The organism is Methylothermaceae bacteria B42 (assembly GCA_001566965.1).
Classification (GTDB): Bacteria; Pseudomonadota; Gammaproteobacteria; order Methylococcales; family Methylothermaceae; genus Methylohalobius.
Map to the genome: position 1 here is coordinate 52,146 of LSNW01000002.1, position 18,556 is coordinate 70,701.

Sequence of the window (18,556 nt, forward strand, 5' to 3'; positions counted from 1 at the left end):
ACCATCCTGGTAATGTCATCGCTCCGCCCGAATTCAACTCTTTTTTTGATAGACTGCAAAGGGAAGCAGTCCGATAACAAAAAGCAGCAGGATACTCGGTTCTGGAATGGCTTTCAGCATCTTATCGGCCAACAGTTGATGTAGCGCTGTGGTTGGATGTTCAGCATCCCAAAACACATATTTTTCAGGTGAATCACAAACGGTATTTGTACCATCATCGGGAGCAACAAAGCCCGTGTAGCATGGATCAGTTGCATTATCAAAACCAAAATTCTCTGGATTTTGGATGATTTTATCCACGAAAGAAAAGGTATCGAAACGGATAATGTTAACGGCAGCAAAGCCATTTAGCATTTGATCAAGCGCAGCATTGTAGCTTTTCGCCAACTTCGTTGCTGTATCTGACACAACGGTTGACCCAGGCGGGTTTTGTCTAAAAACAAGCGGCACAGAACCCAAATCGGGGATATTCGGCACCAAAACGTCATTTGCACCCGCATCAATGAACGCCTGCACGGTCTCCTGAATACCCTTGACTGAATTGGCAATAAACTTCGAAGGATCTATCACCCGATTCAATGTAGGGCCAATAAGATCTCCTACATCATTGGAACCACTGAACACAATATACAAGGCATTGGAATCAGTTATGTTCCTTTCCTCAAAAGCCTTGGTTTCCAAGCGTAGTGTCCAAGGAAAAGCGCCTTTCGGCAAAGATCCGCCATGCCGCACTGGCAAGGGTTTAGTTCCATCATTTTCCACTGAATTGTAATCAGTGCGCACCCCTCCATAAGCGAAATTTGTTCCGCCTACGGACGAGGGTTTTATCTCCAAACCCAGCATCTCCGCCAAATAATCCCCATAGATTTTCCCATTCGAGAACCGCCCCTCGAAATAATGGTCATCGGCGGGAATGCCTTGACCGGTTAGCTGCCTGGTTGCAAAAAAGAGATTACCTTGATCGGAAAGGCTATCCCCTATGATATAAACATCAGAGTAAGGCAATGCTGATGCAGTTAACGTGAAATTCAAAAAGGCAAATAACGCCACAAATAAAACCTTCATATTCTTCTCCTTAAATTCTTGGTAATAACTAAACCCGGCGTTTGAGAAGCTGAAAAGAAGTGGCGAATCTGTTTGATTTGTTGTTGAGACACACCAAAACAACCATGAGGGGACCCTCCGCCATGAACAAGAATAGCGTGAATGAACTGGCAGGTCGAGAAGCTGATGTTGACCCTCTTACTGAGCTGCTGAAACCGGACACACCTAATCCATCAGAAGATGGAAGAATTGTTGGCGGGGCACGTGGAAGGCCGAATTGGCGAGGGTAATATGTAATTGCCCGCGCAAGCGACGAACCACGCTGAAGCCAAGAGAAAACCAGCGAGTTAGTAACGTTCCAGTCGGTAGTGGTGCCACTGCATGCGGCCAGCAGGTGGGTGAGCGAGTTTAAAGCTGGCGCAGGCTAAAGCTGTGAATAGTGGAAATACGATTTCTTGCTATAGTCGAAAAGACAAAATCACTCAAAGACTTTATCTGCGCCTCAACAAGGCATTTTTTTGAAGATCAAAAATGCATTGCCACCTGACCCCAGACCTTTTGCGTGTCAGTGGAGAAGCCTTTGGCGTTGTAGTAAGCGTATTTCAACAGGACGCTGAAATGTTGGCCGAATTTGCGGGTCAGCAGGGCGTCGTATTCCTCGCCGTACCGCTCGTCGCCGTTCTCATCCTGGAAGTCGTGATAGACCCCCATCAGTTTGGTGCCCCATAATTTGACGGCCACGGTGGCGTACACGTCACGCACACCATTTTCAGGGGTTTTCAGAAATTTGTCGGCCCAACCCTGGAAGGCATGGAGCGTGGCCAGTGGCATGGCGAAGCCGACGTTGTTATCGGCGGTCAGGTTTTCCACCGCGCCCTTGATGGTGATTCCGTAAGCTGATAGTCCGGCCATAAAGCGGTAGTAATCGGTTGAAAAATCGTTGGGATTGCGCTGGTAATCCATCTGATGAGCATATTCCAGATGATATAGCCCGTCGAGCCAGTCGGTGAGGGCGTGCTTGCCGTCGAAGCGGATGCCGTAGGTTTGGGTCGAAAGGGTGAAATTGGCACTGTCTTTGCGGTCGTCATAATCGAGCCAGTAACCATAGGCGCTGATTTTGCCGAAGGGCAGCCCGGTGTAGGTGATGTGGAGGAGTGGCGAGGTCATGTCGATGGTGCGCGACAGGATATTTTGTACCCGCCAGATGAAGGCAGCCTCAATTACCGCGTCGGGCAGCAGTTCGTTGTGTATCGTGACCGCATCGTAGGTTTGCTCCAGTTGACGCCAACCTACATTGCCGATGAAGCGGTGGTCATCGTGGATGATCCGTTGGCGGCCGGCCTTGATGGTGACGCCTTCCGTGACGGTATAACTCACCCAGCCCTGGTTGAGCTCGGTTTCCTGGGGATCGGCGACAACGGCGTAAGGGCGGCGGTTGCGGATGCTGTTGTAGCGGTCCAGACCCAATTCCCAATTACCTTCCATCTCCACATAACCCTGCAACCCTTTGAATTTGGGCGTCAGATAGCCCAGCCGCAGGCGCATGGTGGAAGCGTGGGCTTCTTCGGTTTTGCCTTCTGGATCCACATATTCGTAGCGGTAGCGGATGTCCGTCTTGATCTGGCCCCACTCTCCTTGCAAGGCGTCGGCAACCGGTTTCAGCAGGTCCTCCGCTTGGACGGAACCAAGACTCAAGGCTAAGGCAACGGCGGCTGGTATTTTTTTCATGCAGTACTCCATGTCATGCTAGAGGTTTTAAAGGTTTACGGCTGCGCACCAATTGGTAACCGGGCCGCAGCAGATAATAAACCGGTACCGAAAGCATATGAACCAGGCGAGTGAAAGGAAACACCAGAAACAAGGTTAATCCCAAGAATATGTGCAGTTTGAAAATAGAAGCGGCATCTGCCACGTAAGTCCAGGCCTGGGAATCGAAGGTAAAAATACCCAGCGCCCAAGCCATGAACTTGACCATTTCGCCGCCATCCAGGTGACCCAAGGAGACAGGGATGGTCAAAAGCCCCAGGGTCAGTTGCACGGTCAGGAGAATCAAAATGGCTAAATCCGCAAAGCTGGTGGTGGCACGGATACGGGAATCCGTCAGGCGGCGATGCAGCAAAATTACCGCGCCGGCCAGGGAAATGACACCGGCGATGCCGCCGACCACAATGGCCATGATCTGTTTGGTGCCCGCCTCGATGCCAATCCAGTGAAATACCTGAATCGGGGTGAGCATGCCTATTAAATGACCGAAAAATACAATCAGCACTCCGATATGGAAAAGAATCGAGCCTAGAATCAACTGCTTGCGCCGCAGTAATTGGCTGGAGCCGGCCCGCCAACTGTACGGGGCGCATTCATAGCGCAGAATGGAGCCGATGATGAGAACGCTCAGGGCAACATAGGGATAAACTCCCAGTAATAAATAATTAAACCATGTACTCATGATGCACCTTTGATTGTCGGTTTATTGAGGCGGTGACGGTCAATGACAATGGGTTGTTCGGCCAGACTTACCTGATGACACTCAGGGCCAAAGGTTACCGGCGCTTCTTCCCATTGTTGGTCAAGCATCTCGGGGGCCGCATCAGGCAGTTCCCGCAGGGCCGACACGGCTTCGGGACTGACTTCGGCTTGTGATAGAGTCAATAGTGCGGAAATCACTGCCGCATAGTGACTTTCACGTTCTTCCAATCGTTGCTGTAGCGCCGCCAGGATGTGTGCGGTTTCCCCCAGTAATGATCGGGCTTCGGGCAGTGGTAACGTAGCGAGGAACTCCAGAAACAAGGGTAGATAGTCCGGTAGCTCGCTGGTATCGATTTCCAGCCCATGTTTTTGATAAAGCTGGAGTAGATCCACCATCGCCTGCCCACGGTCACGGCTGTCGCCGTGGACGTGTTCAAAAAGATATAACGACAAACGCGGCGTGCGGTCGAATAAATCCACATAGCGGGCCTGGAGTGTCAGAAGATCGTCCTCGGCCAATTGCCTAAGTAGCGGTCCCAGGCTTTCCTGAGCTACCAGTTCTTCGTTGGCAAGCACTTGGCGAATATCGCCGACGCTTTGTTGGAGTTCGGTGCTCGGATAGTGCAACAAGACCGATAAAGCCTGAAGGGTTTTCATTGGATTTTCCTCAATTCACTGCAGAGAAAATTCTTGCTCATAACTCTGCGTCCTCCGCGCCTCTGCGGTGAGTTTTCCCTGCCTCAAATAAGCCGCAACCGCCAAATGAGAAGCCACAGGCATTCTTGAGTTCATAGGCATCCTCCACCTGTTCCCGGTGGGTGGAGGGGATGACGAAGCGGTCTTCGTAGTTGGCGATGGCCATGACCTGATACATCTCCTCAATTTGAGCGACACTCAAGTCTACCTGCCGGGCAACGGCTTCGTTGGTAACGCCATCGACAGTTCGGCTACGCATGAAGGAACGCAGCGCCAGCATCCGCTCCAAAGCCTGAACGATGGGTGCCTCTTTGCCGGCGGTGAGCAGGTTGGCCAGGTATTGCACCGGGATACGCAGATCTTCCACCTTGGGAATTTCGCCATCGGCGCCAATCAAACCCAGTCCCTTGGCAGTGCCTTGCACCGGGGATAGCGGTGGCACATACCAGACCATGGGGAGGGTGCGGTATTCGGGATGAAGTGGAAAGGCCACTTTCCATTCCATAGCCATTTTATAGACCGGCGAGTTTTGCGCCGCGGCTAGCCATTTTTCCGGGATGCCTTGTTCGCGGGCGGCGGCAATGACTTCCGGATCATTGGGATCGAGGAAGACATCGAGCTGGGCCTGATACAGATCCTGTTCGTCCGCCACGGAAGCGGCTTCATCGATGCGGTCCGCGTCGTACAGCAGCACGCCCAGGTAGCGGATGCGGCCGACGCAGGTTTCAGAACAAATGGTCGGCTCGCCCGCCTCGATGCGTGGAAAACAAAACACGCATTTTTCCGACTTGCCGCTCTTCCAGTTGAAATAGATTTTCTTGTAGGGGCAACCGGAGATACACAGGCGCCAGCCACGGCAGCGGTCCTGATCGATGAGGACGATGCCGTCTTCCTCGCGCTTGTAGATGGCCCCTGACGGACACGAAGCCACGCAAGTTGGGTTGAGACAGTGTTCGCACAGGCGCGGCAGATACATCATAAAGGTGTTTTCATAAGCCGCCAGGATACCCTTTTCCACCCCCTCGAAATTCGCATCTTGACTGCGCTGTTCGAAAGCGCCTCCGGCATCGTCCTCCCAGTTGGGGCCCCATTCGATTTTCTCCATTTTCTCGCCGGTGATTTTCGACACCGGCCGGGCGGTGGGGTGTGCCTTGACATTCTTGGCTTTTTGCAAATGCTCGTAATCGTAGTCGAAAGGTTCATAATAATCGTCGATTTCAGGCATATGGGGATTGGCGAAGATCTTGGCCAGCAAATGACCCTTGCCCCCCTGCAGCGGCTTAAGCTTGCCCTTCTTTAGATCCCAGCCGCCTTTCCAGCGCCGCTGATTTTCCCAATCTTTCGGATAGCCGACCCCGGGCTTGCTCTCTACGTTGTTGAACCAGGCATATTCCATGCCCTCGCGGCTGGTCCACACATTCTTGCAGGTGACGGAACAGGTGTGGCAGCCGATACATTTGTCGAGGTTCAGGACCATGCCGATCTGGGCTCTGATGCGCATTGTTTATTCCTCCATCCAGTCGGCTTCGGTCTTGCGGACGATGACGAACTCATCGCGATTGGAACCGACCGTGCCATAGTAGTTGAATCCATAGGACAGCTGGGCGTAGCCGCCAATCATGTGGGTGGGCTTGACCACCGCGCGGGTGACCGAGTTATGGATGCCGCCACGAAAACCGGTGACTTTCGAGCCCGGCGTGTTAATGATCTTCTCCTGAGCGTGATACATATATAAAGTACCCGGCCTGATCCGTTGAGACACCACCGCCCGCGCCACCAGCGCGCCGTTGGCATTAAATACCTCGACCCAGTCATTGTCGGCAATGCCGCCCTTCTCGGCATCTTGCTCGTTGAGCCAGACAATGGGCCCGCCGCGAGCCAGGGTGAGCATGATGAGATTGTCGGTGTAGGTGGAGTGAATGCCCCATTTCTGGTGCGGGGTGATGAAGTTGAGCACCAGATGCCCGTCCTTGCCGCGCGCTTCCAGCATGGGCTGAATCGTCTTGGTGTCAATGGGCGGCTTGTAGACGCACAGCGCCTCGCCGAAGGCCCGCATCCACAGGTGATCCTGATAGAGCTGCTGGCGGCCCGACAGGGTGCGCCAGGGAATCAGCTCGTGGACGTTGGTATAGCCGGCGTTGTAGCAGACTTCCTCCGAATCGATGCCCGACCACACCGGAGAGGTGATGATCTTGCGCGGCTGGGCCACCAGATCCCGGAAGCGTATCTTTTCCTCCTCCCGCGGCCTGGCCAGATGGGTGTGGTCGCGGCCGGTGACTTGCGACAGCTTGGACCAGGCCTTCACCGCCACGTGTCCATTAGTCTCCGGCGCCAAGGTCAGAATCATCTCGGCGGCGTCGATGTCGGAATCTATTTTTGGCCGCCCTTCGCCGTCGGCGCCGTTAAGCTGGCGCAGGAATTCGATTTCTTCCTGGGTCTCCCAAGCGATGCCCTTGCAGGCATTACCCGCTTTTTCCATCAAGGGGCCAATGGCAGTAAAGCGCTGGTAGACGCTGGGATAGTCCCGTTCCACTACCACAACGCCGGGCATGGTTTTACCAGGGATGGGGTCACATTCACCTTGCTTCCAGTCCCTCACCTCCGCCTGGGCCAATTCTCCCGGACTGTCGTGCAGTTGGGGTACCAGCACCACATCTTTTTCCACACCCAGCCCTGCTTCCGGCGCCAGTTCGGAAAACTTTTTCGCCAACCCCTTATAAATCTCCCAGTCGCTGCGCGATTCGAACACCGGATCCACCGCCGCGGTCAGTGGATGGATAAAGGGATGCATGTCGGAGGTGTTGAGGTCGTGCTTCTCGTACCAACTGGCGGTGGGTAGGACGATATCGGAATAGACGCAGGTGGTGGACATGCGGAAGTCCAGAGTTACCAAAAGATCCAGCTTGCCTGCCGGGGCCTGGTCGTGCCAGACCACTTCCTTGGGCTTTTTGGCGGTGACCATCTCGTCGCGCATGCCACCCAGTTCCTCACCCTTGACCCCGTGGTGGGTACCGAGCAGATGACGGAGAAAATACTCGTGGCCTTTGCTCGATGAGCCCAGCAGGTTGGAGCGCCACACGAATAAGTTACGGGGCCAGTTGTCAGGGTGGTCGGGATCTTCCCAGGCCAGCTTCAATTCATTGGCTTTCAGCTTGCCAGCGACAAATTCCCCGGCTGCCTGGCCGCTTTCAGCAGCGGCCGCTCCCACTTCCAATGGATTAGCCTGTAATTGCGGCGCCGAAGGTAGCCAGCCCATGCGTACCGCCTTGAGGTTGTAGTCCACCAGGGCCAGATCCTGCCAATCACCCTTGGGAGCGGTGGGCGAGAGGATTTCGGAAGCAGCCAGGGTTTCGTAGCGCCACTGGTTGGTGTGCAGATACCAGAAGCTGGTGCTATTCTGGTGCCGGGGCGGGCGGCCCCAGTCGAGGGCGAAGGCCAAGGGCAGCCAACCCGGCTGGGGACGCAGCTTTTCTTGCCCCACGTAATGAGACCAGCCACCACCTTCCTGACCGATGCAGCCGCACAGCACCAGCAGGTTGATGATGGCGCGGTAGTGCATGTCCATGTGGTACCAGTGATTGATCCCGGCCCCCAGGATCACCATGGACTTGCCGTGGGTCTTCTCGGCGTTGGCGGCAAAGGCGCGGGCGACGGCGATGATGCGGTCGCGCGGCACCCCGGTAATTTTTTCCGCCCAAGCCGGGGTATAAGGTTCCAGGTCATCATAAGATTGGGCGACATGTTCACCGCCCAAACCTTGATCGAGCCCGTGATTGGCCACCATCAAATCAAATACCGTGGCCACCAGGGCTTCCTCGCCATCCTTGAGGAGGACCCTCTTCACTGGCACCTTGTGGTGGAGGATCGCCCCCCCCCCATCCCCCCCCCCGCCGGGGGGAGGGTTAGGGAGAGGGGGACCGAAATAAGGCAAGGCCACTTCAACCACATCATCGTGTTGTCTAAGGCTGCTCAGGCGAAGCTTGGCCGGATTGCCAGCGCTATCCTTTTCTTCCAGATTCCACTTGCCGTTCTCCCCCCAGCGGAAACCAATGGCGCCGCGGGGGACGATGATCTCACCGCTACCGTCGTCGATGGCGACGGTTTTCCACTCGGGATTGTTTTCCTCTCCCAGATTACCGTCGAAGTCACTGCAGCGCAGTTGCCTGTCCGGCACCAACTGACCGTCTTGCTCTACCAGCTTGACCAACATGGGCAGGTCGGTGTACTGGCGGGCATAGCCTTGGAAATATTCAGCCTGGCGGTCGAGATAGAATTCCTTGAAAATCACATGGGCCATTGCCAGCCCCAAAGCGGCGTCGGTGCCTTGTTTGGGATTGAGCCAGACATCGGCAAACTTGGCCGCTTCGTTATAGTCTGGGCTGACCACCGCCACCTGGGTGCCACGATAACGGGCCTCGGTCATGAAATGGGCGTCCGGGGTGCGGGTCTGGGGCACGTTGGAACCCCACATCATCAGGAACGAAGCGTTATACCAGTCAGCGCTTTCCGGTACGTCGGTCTGTTCCCCCCAGGTTTGGGGAGAGGCTGGCGGCAGATCACAGTACCAGTCATAAAACGACAGACAGACACCGCCCAGCAGAGACAGATAACGGGTACCGGCGGCGTAGGAAACCATCGACATCGCCGGAATCGGCGAGAAACCGGCAACACGGTCGGGACCGTATTTCTTCACCGTGTAGGCGTTGGCGGCGGCAATGAGTTCGTTGACCTCTTCCCAACCGGCACGGACGAACCCCCCATGGCCACGCTTGGAAGTATAAGAACTGCGCTTGCCAGAATCCTCGACAATGCTGGCCCAGGCTTCCACCGGGTTCTTGTCCTTTCTCGCCGTCTGCCACAGCTCCAGCAGTTGGGCCCGGATCAGCGGATATTTGACCCGCTGGGCCGAGTACAGATACCAACTGTAACTGGCGCCCCGGGGACAGCCGCGGGGTTCGTGATTGGGCAGTTCAGGGCGGGTTCGGGGATAGTCGGTCTGCTGGGTTTCCCAGGTGACGATGCCGCCCTTGACGTAAATCTTCCACGAACACGAGCCGGTACAGTTGACCCCGTGGGTGGAACGAACGATTTTATCGTGGGCCCAACGCTTGCGGTAACCCTCTTCCCAGTCTCGGGACTCGTCGGTGGTGACGCCGTGGCCGTGGGCGAAGGATTCGAATCGGCCTTTTTTGGCCTTGACAAAAAAATTGAGGCGGTCAAGCAGTCGGCTCATGGTTGTTCTCCTGATTTAATAGGTTTCACCGCGGAGACGCGGAGGGCGCAGAGTATGAAAACCATTCTCTGTGCCCCCTGTGGTGCCTGTGAAAGCATGCATGTGGTCAAGGATACATCTGAGGCTGGTCGCCCTTGGGTTCCAGCTTCATATGGTGCAATTCCGCCATCTCCGGCAGTTCTGGCAGTTTCTTCAGTTCTTCCTTCATAGCCGCCATTTCCATGCGGCGGATGGCCAGGTGCATCCAGATCAGGGAAATCGACACGATCGTGAACATAAGCATGAAGCAACTGGTCCAAACGTTGATCAGGTCGTTCATCACCCCGAAGCAAATGGGCAGGACGAAACCGCCGAGGCCGCCGATCATCCCCACCAGACCGCCGACGGCGCCTACGTGGCCAGGATAATAGACTGGGATATGCTTGTAGACAGCGGCGGTCCCCAGGGTCATGAACAGCCCCAGCGCCATGGTCATCAAGGTGAACAGCCACAAGGGCATGGCGATGGTGAAACGGATCGGCCCCTCGACGCCATGGACGATATAATCGGTGGCCGGGTAGGAGAGGAAGAAGGTGCAGGCCACGCTGCCGATGAAGCAGATATACATGACCCGGCGCGCGCCCCATTTGTCAGACAACCAACCGCCGACAGCGCGCAGCAGGCTGGTGAAAGAATAGGCCGAGGCCAGCATACCGGCGGTCTTCAGATCCAACCCATAAACACCAACATAATACCTGGGTAGCCAGAGGGACAAGGCGACAAATCCCCCAAAGACAAAAAAATAATAGAGAGAAAAACGCCAAACTTGGAGTTTTTTCAAAGGCTCTAGCTGCAGAAAGGCGGAAGCGGCTTTCTCGCCCCGCTTTTTACGCTCGGCAGTCACCGGATCGTCTTCGGTCAACAGCCAAAACAGAACCGCGGTGGCCAATAGCATCAAGGCATATACCCGCGCTGTATTCTCCCAGCCCATGGCCAGCACCAAAAAAGGCGCAAAGAAGTTGGTGCAAGCCGCCCCCACATTACCAATGCCGAAAATCCCCAGGGCGGTGCCTTGCCGTTCACGCTCGAACCAGCGCGACACGTAAGCGACCCCGACGGCAAAAGAGCCTCCGGCAAAGCCGGTGCCCAGAGCGGCCAGCAGAAACATCCAATAGTTTTCCACCGAAGCCAGGAGCCACACCGCCACGGAAGTGCCCAGCATGAGCAAGGTATAAACGATCCGTCCCCCGTACTGGTCGGCCCAGATCCCCAGGAAGATACGGCTCAGGGAACCGGTCAACACCGGCGTGGCGATCAACAATCCGAACTGGCTGTCGCTTAACCCCAGTTTTTCCTTGATCGGCAGGCCGATAATGGAAAAGATGGTCCAGACGGCGAAACACACCGCAAAAGCGAAGGTGTTTATTCCGAGAATGCGAAACTGTTTTTTGCGGACATCAGAATCCATCTTTTGCATGGCGCTTCCCCCTTCTCCCAGAAGTTTAATGAGTAAATTCAATGTGGCTTTGTGTTCTATTCTATGAATAGATGGCCTCTCTAATTTGATCTAAATCAAATATTGTTTTGATAACCAATGAAATGAATTGTCAATTTGGAATAAACAATATTACCATTACGAGTTTATGGTTTTTGGTTGTAAATGGTCGGTATTCCGAACTTATTTTCCAGCCTGTGGTCTTTAAAACATGAACGCCATGTTCCAAGGCCGCCTAAGCCGTGGGGACCAAAGGCGGCTGACCACACTGCTCCAAACGCTGGAAGCCGAGGCTGACCATTTCCTCGGTTATCCCTGTAATCGCGCCTTCGATTATACAGAGCTTTTTCCCTTTTTAGCCTACACCATCAATAATGTGGGCGATCCTAACGTTAAAAGTCTTTACCGGCTTAATACCCACGAATTCGAACGGGAAGTGGTCGATTTTTTTGCCGGACAGATCCATGCCCCGGAAGAAATTTGGGGTTATGTCACCAACGGCGGCACCGAAGGCAATCTGTACGGCCTTTACCTGGGGCGGGAGATCCTTCCCCAGGGTATCGTCTATTATTCCGAAGACACCCACTACAGCGTTGCCAAAATCCTGCGTATCCTGCGGGCCCGCAGTATTATGATCAAAAGCCGCCCGGATGGGGAAATCGATTACGAAGATCTGGCCGAGACCCTCAAAATCCACCGGGACGTGCCACCGATTTTGCTGGTCAATATCGGCACCACCATGAAAGGGGCGATTGATAATCTGGACAGGATTCACGCCATCCTTAAAAACCTCGCCATTCACGACTTTTATATCCACGCCGACGCCGCCTTGAGCGGCATGATTCTGCCTTTCGTTGATGATCCCCAACCGTTTGATTTCCGCCACGGCATCGACAGCATCGCCATCAGCGGCCATAAAATGATCGGATCCCCTTTGCCCTGCGGGGTGGTGCTGGCGAAAAAATCCCACGTGCGCCAGATCGCCCGCTCGGTGGAATATGTGGGCACCTTGGATACCACTATCTCGGGTTCGCGCAACGGCATTACGCCATTGTTTTTATGGTATGCGATCCGCAGCCGGGGGGTAGAAGGGTTTCGCGGGGCGGTGGAATCCTCCCTGCAAATGGCCCAATATGCCGTGGACCAGTTCCGGCAGGCAGGCATCGATGCCTGGCGGCACCGCAATTCGCTGACCGTGGTTTTTCCCCGCCAGGCGGAAGAAACCTTGAAGCGCTGGCAAATCGCGGTCCATGACGACATCGCCCACATTATCACCATGCCCCACGTGGAGAAGTGGCAAATCGACGCATTGCTTCAGGAGATGCTGGATGAAACAGATAACCATCGTCGCCCGCAACCGGGCCGGTCTGCTGGCTGAAATTACGGAAAAGCTGGCCAAAGCCCAGGTCAACATCGAAACCTTGGACGTGGAATCCCTCGACACCCAGGGCATCATGGTATTGACCGTCGATCGCTACGACGCCGCCCTCGAAGCCCTGCGGGAAATGCCGGACATTCAAGCTTATACCGAAGATGTCCTGGTGGTGCGTTTGCGCGACGAACCAGGCGCCCTGGCCCGCTTGTCCAGGCGCTTGAGCGACGCTGGTATCGCCATTAAAAGCCTCCGTATCATCAAACACCTGGATGGGTACAGTCTGGTGGCGGTCTGTACCGACCGCCAAGCAGAGGCGGCTGAATTGCTGGCTTTATATAGGTTATAGGGTGACTTGATGGCCGTCATCGCCGAATTGCCGCCACCCTCGCTGGAAAGAGCCAGGATTCAGGCTGCTTGGTTGATGGATGAATCCCAATGTATCGAAACCCTGCTGCCTCAAGCAGAAGTGCCACCGCCTTTGCGTCAGCAGGTCACAGAGCGGGCTGCCGATCTGGTGCGGCGGGTGCGATCGAGCAGAGCGTTCCACAGTGGTCTGGATGCCTTCCTCCATGAATATGACTTGTCCAGCGAGGAAGGCGTTGTGCTCATGTGCCTGGCGGAAGCCTTGTTGCGCATCCCCGACTCCGCCACCGCTGATCGGCTGATCCGTGACAAACTCAGCCAAGGCCATTGGGACCGGCATTTGGGTCACAGCCATTCCCTATGGGTGAATGCCTCCTCCTGGGGATTGATGTTGACCGGCAAGCTGGTGCGTTTGGAAAGCGATGAACACGCAAGCAGATTGCTCCGGGGGTTGGCGAAACGGGGGGAACCCTTGATCCGCGCGGCGATTTATCAGGCCATGCAGATCATGGGCGGCCAGTTCATTCTCGCATCCACCATCGAGGAAGGGTTGCAACACAGCCCCAGCGAATGGCGTTATTCCTACGACATGCTGGGCGAAGCCGCGGTGACGGCGAAGATGGCGGAGACATATTTGCAAAAATACAGCCATGCCATCACTGTGTTGGGCCGCAGCCACAAAAACATCGATGTTTTTGCCGCTCCGGGCATTTCTGTCAAGCTCTCCGCCCTCCATCCCCGCTATGAATACGCCCAGCGCCGCCGGATATTGGATGAAGTCACCCCCCAATTGCAATCCCTTGCCCGGCAAGCCAAAGCGGCGGGAATCGGCCTGACCCTGGATGCCGAGGAAGCCGACCGGCTGGAACTGATGCTCGATCTGTTCGAACAGGTGCTCGAATCTCCCGAGTTGAAAGATTGGGAAGGCTTTGGGTTAGCGCTGCAGGCTTATCAAAAACGCGCCGGTCCGGTGCTGGATTATCTCATCGCACTGTCTCGCCGCGTGGGGAAGCGCATCCCGGTACGGCTGGTCAAGGGCGCTTATTGGGATACGGAAATCAAGCACGCCCAGGAACAAGGGCTGAGCGGTTATCCGGTCTTCACCCGCAAGGTTAATACGGATGTTTCCTACCTTGCCTTGGCCAAACGCATCCTAGACCACGCCGATGCCATTTATCCCCAATTTGCCACCCACAATGCCCATACCGTTTCCTGGATTGTGGAAAATGCCGGCGATGCGGCGTTTGAACTTCAACGGCTGCACGGTATGGGAGAGGCTTTGTATCGTGCATTGAAAGCTCAAGGCGTCTCTATACCCTGCCGGGTGTACGCGCCCATCGGCGGTTATAAGGATCTGTTGCCCTATTTGGTTCGCCGGTTGCTGGAAAACGACGCCAACACCTCTTTCATTCACCGGCTGGTGGATGAAAATCTGCCGGTGGCGCAATTGGTGGCCGATCCCGTGGCAAAGATACGGGAGCTGGAAAGGATCCCCCATCCCAAGATTCCACTGCCCCGTAACCTGTATCTCCCCCAGCGCCGCAACGCCCAGGGGCTCAATTTGGCCGATCCCGCCACCATTGCGGAGCTGGACCAGGCCATTGCCGCTGCCTCGGCCAAACCCAGGCAAGCCGCGCCTGTGATTGGCGGTGAAGCCAAAACAGGTCAACATAAGCCCGTGCTTAGTCCCATAGACCGGCAAATCGTTGGACAAGTCACAGAAGCGTGTACAGAAGATATCGAACAAGCATTCGTTCTAGCTGAACAAGCGGCGGAAGCCTGGAATCGAACCCCCGCTCAGGCGCGGGCGGAGATATTGGAGCGGGCCGGTGAATTACTGCAAAGCCACTACACCGAATTGATGGACCTGTGCATCCGCGAAGCGGGCAAATGCTTGCCCGACAGCGTGGCGGAAGTGAGGGAAGCAGTGGATTACTGTTATTACCATGCCTCCGAAGCCCGCCGCTTGTTTTCAAAGCCTATCCCGTTGCCCGGCCCCAGCGGCGAGATCAATCAAATGACACTCCATGGCCGGGGGCCTTTTGTCTGCATCAGCCCGTGGAATTTTCCTCTGGCCATCTTTACCGGCCAGATTACCGCCGCCTTGGCGGCAGGAAACCCAGTGCTTGCCAAACCCGCCGAGCAAACCCCACTCATTGCGGCATTGGCGGTGGAACTGCTGCATGAAGCCGGCGTTCCTCCCGATGTCTTACAACTGCTTCCTGGCGGACCAGAGGTGGGCGCCAGCCTTGTCAGCGACAACCGTGTGCGGGGCGTGGCTTTTACTGGCTCGACCGAAACCGCATGGGCCATTCAACAACGGCTGGCGGCCCGCCAAGCGCCCATCGCGGCATTGATTGCCGAAACCGGCGGATTGAACGCCATGATAGTGGACAGCTCCGCCCTCCCGGAACAAGTGGTAAAAGACGCCCTTGCCTCCGCTTTCAATAGTGCCGGGCAACGGTGTTCGGCTTTGCGGGTCCTGTTTCTGCAACGGGAAATCGCTGATACGGTGCTGGAGATGCTGGTGGGCGCCTTGAATGAATTGACGCTGGGGCATCCCGGGAAGTTGGCCACGGATATCGGCCCGGTCATCGACGCGGCAGCAAAAGAAAGACTACAATCCCATTGTCAGCGGATGGACCGGCAAGGCCGGTGCCTGGCGCGACTGAATGCCCCCGATACGCTATCGGGTGGGTTTTGGTTTGCTCCGGTGATCTACGAAATCAATGGACTGCATCAATTGTCCTGTGAAATCTTTGGACCGGTCCTGCACGTTATTCGTTACGGCGCGGATGAATTGGACCGAGTCATCGACGCCGTCAACGCCAGCGGCTACGGACTCACAATGGGGATTCACAGCCGCGTCGAAGAGACGATTCGATTCATTCAAAGCCGGGCCAAGGTGGGCAACATCTATGTCAACCGCAACATGATTGGCGCCATTGTGGGAGCGCAGCCGTTTGGCGGCGAAGGGTTGTCCGGCACCGGCCCCAAAGCGGGCGGCCCTCATTATCTACTGCGGTTTGCCACAGAACGGACGTTGACGGTCAATATCGCTGCGGTTGGCGGCAACCCGGATTTGTGGTCGCTGCATGAGGATTAAGAAAGCTTTGAACCATTCCCCCCGAGAGTCCAGGGGGGACGATAAAGAAACTCAAATGCGAATTAAGCACGAGTAATATGCAATAGGGTGAAAAGACTACAAAAGTGGCCGAAGGTGTGAGCCAATCACCGTGCTAATTGAGCCAACTTTGCTGCAAAAGCCGGAAATCCCGGTCCTGTCGTCATTCCCGCGAAAGTGGGAATCCACAAACACGCACGCCCGGAATGACGAGTGGGGGTAAACCTTTGTTGATGCGGGGATTATTCCTATTTTCGGGTATCTCTACATTGTCTTCCTATTTGGATAGGATCCCTGGAAAACGCAGGCAGTACGTGCTTAATTCACATTCAAAAAAAATGATTATGCGGCATCCAACGTACGCACAGACAACATCTCCCGGTCTGAAATAGGATGAACATCGTCTTTTTTCAATGTGACAAGTGCTTGCGTTTCTCCTGAACCGGTAACAAATTCAACTTCAATACCCTCTGGTTCATATATTTCAACCACGACGCCGACATCGCCAGCCTTTAGCCCGTTTTCAGGGATATCTTTGTTCAGCACTACAGTATCCAAAACTGATAACTTCATTTTTTTCCTCCCGGATATGACGTAATGAAACGGGGAAAATTTTCACCTTTCTTTACAATCCAAACAGTAATAAGATGGGCAAATTTCCCGGATGGAGATTTTAACTTTCCTGATACGATCAATTTAGTTCCATAATCGGTATTTTCCTGTTTTTCAATGTTTCCATTAAGAAGAATTTTTTCAATATCACCCATCAGCTTGCTCCATTCGTTTTGTGAATATCCAAGGCTATAGAAGAACTTCGCCTTGAATTTTCCAATTGGATGCACAGGAGATAATAAATAGTCACGAATCTTTTCTTCTGAAATAAAAGGAGCGTCACTACATGGAGATTTCACAATTTTCCATTATATCCTATGAAATACCAATTATTATTGCTTGGTGGCGAAACTATTATCGCCCAACTTAATAACTGATGTTACGCACGTTCATTCCGTATTATCCCCCCCTCCCCAACCCTCCCCCGCAAGCGGGGGAGGGGGCAAGGGTGGATTCCCTGACCCTGCCGGGCCTGCAAGGAAGGGAATATGGACTGTTTTCTAGCTTTCATCTATAACAGGGAGCGGCGGAAAACCAAGCGTTGACTCCCCTCTCCCTGTGGGAGAGGGGAGTCCGGGCAAGTGCGTAACATCAGTTAATAACAATTATGCTCTGTAATCATCAAAAATCCGCAGGGCTGATAACCGGCGGCAATCCAGGCTGGTTGAGCACATGGGTATAAATCATTGTGGTGGACACATCGGCATGGCCCAGCAATTCCTGCACCGTGCGGATATCGTAGCCCGCCTCCAGCAAGTGCGTGGCAAAGGAATGGCGCAGCACGTGGCTATTGATGCGTTTGTTAATACCGGACTTGCGGGCGGCCCGGCGAATGGCCTTTTGCAGCGTGCTTTCATGAATATGGTGGCGGCGGTATTGACCGGAACGGGGGTCGACGGATAACCGCGCCGAGACAAACACGTACTGCCATATCCACTCGCGGGAAGCGTTAGGATATTTTCGCGCCAGAGCATCGGGCAGGAAAACATGCACCGACCCTTCCTGCTGATCCACTTCAAATTGCCGCCGGCGTTGCTTTAAATGCTCTTCCAGAGATTGCCGGTAAGATTGTGGCAGGGGCACCATCCGGTCTTTACGGCCTTTGCCGTCACGAACGATAATCGAGCTGCGGCCAAAATCCACATCCTGGACCCGCAGCCGGACAACCTCCATCAACCGCATCCCGGTTCCATACATCAACCCGGCCATGAGCCGGTGAATGCCTTCCAGGTGACCCAGCAAACGATTGACCTCTTCCCTGCTAAGAACCACCGGCAACTTACGGCTTCGCTTGGCGGGTTGGAATCCATCCGCTAATTCAAGCTCCCGTTGCAGGATATGCTTGAAATAAAAATTCAACGCATTGAGCGCCTGCTTCTGGGTGCTGATCGACACATTCCGTTCAATCGCCAAATGAGACAGAAACGCCCCGGCATCCTCCGAGGTGACACTTTCCGGCGCTTTGCCGGCGAAAATCAAAAACCGCTTGAGCCAATCCCGATAGACCTCTTCAGTGCGGATGGAATAATGCATGGTGCGGATCATCCGCACCATTTTCACTAACATCGCCTCGCAATCAGGATCAAGATTATCAGCGCTTGCCCGATAACGCACCGAAACCTCCGGCGACAATTCCCGGGCCAGCGTGGCATGAATGGCCGGCAATGAATCCGTTCCTGCTTCCGCCCAAAAATCCCAATCAATCTCACGCGCGTGCCGGTTACCGATTAAATCCACCAGCAACAAACGCAGCGCATCCACCCTTTGCCTTACATGCCAATCCTTGAGGGAGGGGTCACTCGCCAGCTTTTGCAAATAATCACTGATCTCGTCCCTGGACAACCGCGACAACCGCCGCCCCGGAAACGCCGCAAGAAACCTCTCCACATGCCGCACGTACCAAGGCCAAAACTGCTCAGGCACCCTACGGCGCTGGAGCAAATCCAGATAACGCTGCCAATTGGAAGGATTGGAAGCGTCATTAGCGGTTGCAGAGAAATTTTTAACTGTGATAACTTTGCCCATGGAACCCATTATATCGATCTAGGCAGAATCCGCCTAGTTCTGATAGGGTGGATTCCGTCTAGTTAACTGTTGAACTAAACCGCTTCGCGGTAGCTTTTTCGCCATCTCCATAGATTTCCCATTCACTGACGGTTTGTCGGACAA

13 protein-coding genes are annotated in these 18,556 nt (G+C 54.7%); 3 read left to right on the forward strand and 10 right to left on the reverse strand.

The window, feature by feature from the left end; translation table 11 throughout:
- Positions 1-33: 33 nt before the first annotated feature.
- The 7 genes from AXA67_02720 to AXA67_02750 form a co-directional block, all read right to left on the reverse strand.
- Positions 34-1,065 (reverse strand): hypothetical protein, encoded by a 1,032-nt coding sequence (locus tag AXA67_02720; protein KXJ42049.1) that lies wholly within the window; start codon positions 1,063-1,065, stop codon positions 34-36.
- 504 nt (positions 1,066-1,569) lie between these two features.
- Positions 1,570-2,772 carry a hypothetical protein gene (locus AXA67_02725; protein KXJ42050.1) on the reverse strand — a complete coding sequence of 401 codons (1,203 nt, stop codon included), beginning with the start codon at positions 2,770-2,772 and terminating at the stop codon, positions 1,570-1,572.
- 13 nt (positions 2,773-2,785) lie between these two features.
- Positions 2,786-3,490, reverse strand: coding sequence for a nitrate reductase (locus tag AXA67_02730; protein ID KXJ42051.1), 705 nt, complete (start codon positions 3,488-3,490; stop codon positions 2,786-2,788).
- Complete coding sequence (locus tag AXA67_02735) at positions 3,487-4,167, reverse strand: hypothetical protein (protein ID KXJ42052.1); 681 nt, start codon at positions 4,165-4,167, stop codon at positions 3,487-3,489. The genes AXA67_02730 and AXA67_02735 overlap by 4 nt, the downstream gene beginning before the upstream one ends.
- 37 nt (positions 4,168-4,204) lie before the next feature.
- Entirely contained in the window at positions 4,205-5,707 is a 1,503-nt protein-coding gene (gene narH / locus AXA67_02740; protein KXJ42053.1) for a nitrate reductase, read from the reverse strand.
- A 3-nt stretch (positions 5,708-5,710) separates the two neighbouring features.
- Complete coding sequence (gene narZ / locus AXA67_02745; protein ID KXJ42054.1) at positions 5,711-9,439, reverse strand: nitrate reductase; 3,729 nt, start codon at positions 9,437-9,439, stop codon at positions 5,711-5,713.
- Positions 9,440-9,545: 106 nt separating this feature from the next.
- Positions 9,546-10,895, reverse strand: coding sequence for an MFS transporter (locus AXA67_02750; protein KXJ42055.1), 1,350 nt, complete (start codon positions 10,893-10,895; stop codon positions 9,546-9,548).
- Between the two features lie 229 nt (positions 10,896-11,124).
- On the opposite strand from AXA67_02750, the gene AXA67_02755 reads away from it, so the two are divergent.
- The 3 genes from AXA67_02755 to AXA67_02765 are packed head-to-tail and all read left to right on the forward strand — an operon-like array spanning position 11,125 to position 15,757.
- Positions 11,125-12,291, forward strand: a complete 1,167-nt coding sequence (locus AXA67_02755; GenBank protein ID KXJ42056.1) for a histidine decarboxylase — start codon at positions 11,125-11,127, stop codon at positions 12,289-12,291.
- Entirely contained in the window at positions 12,242-12,634 is a 393-nt protein-coding gene (locus AXA67_02760; protein KXJ42057.1) for a hypothetical protein, read from the forward strand. The genes AXA67_02755 and AXA67_02760 overlap by 50 nt, the downstream gene beginning before the upstream one ends.
- Positions 12,635-12,643: 9 nt before the next feature.
- The gene (locus AXA67_02765) at positions 12,644-15,757 is read left to right on the forward strand and encodes an integrase (protein KXJ42058.1); all 3,114 of its coding nucleotides are present in this window, start codon (positions 12,644-12,646) and stop codon (positions 15,755-15,757) included.
- 360 nt (positions 15,758-16,117) lie between these two features.
- Here the strand turns inward: AXA67_02765 and AXA67_02770 are convergent, their stop codons facing one another.
- The 3 genes from AXA67_02770 to AXA67_02780 form a co-directional block, all read right to left on the reverse strand.
- Positions 16,118-16,348, reverse strand: coding sequence for a hypothetical protein (locus AXA67_02770; protein KXJ42059.1), 231 nt, complete (start codon positions 16,346-16,348; stop codon positions 16,118-16,120).
- Positions 16,345-16,542, reverse strand: coding sequence for a hypothetical protein (locus tag AXA67_02775; protein ID KXJ42060.1), 198 nt, complete (start codon positions 16,540-16,542; stop codon positions 16,345-16,347). Before AXA67_02775 ends, AXA67_02770 begins: the two co-directional genes overlap by 4 nt.
- A gap of 466 nt (positions 16,543-17,008) precedes the next feature.
- A complete protein-coding gene (locus AXA67_02780; protein ID KXJ42067.1) occupies positions 17,009-18,283 on the reverse strand; it encodes a hypothetical protein in 1,275 nt (424 codons plus the stop codon).
- Between the last annotated feature and the right edge of the window lie 273 nt (positions 18,284-18,556).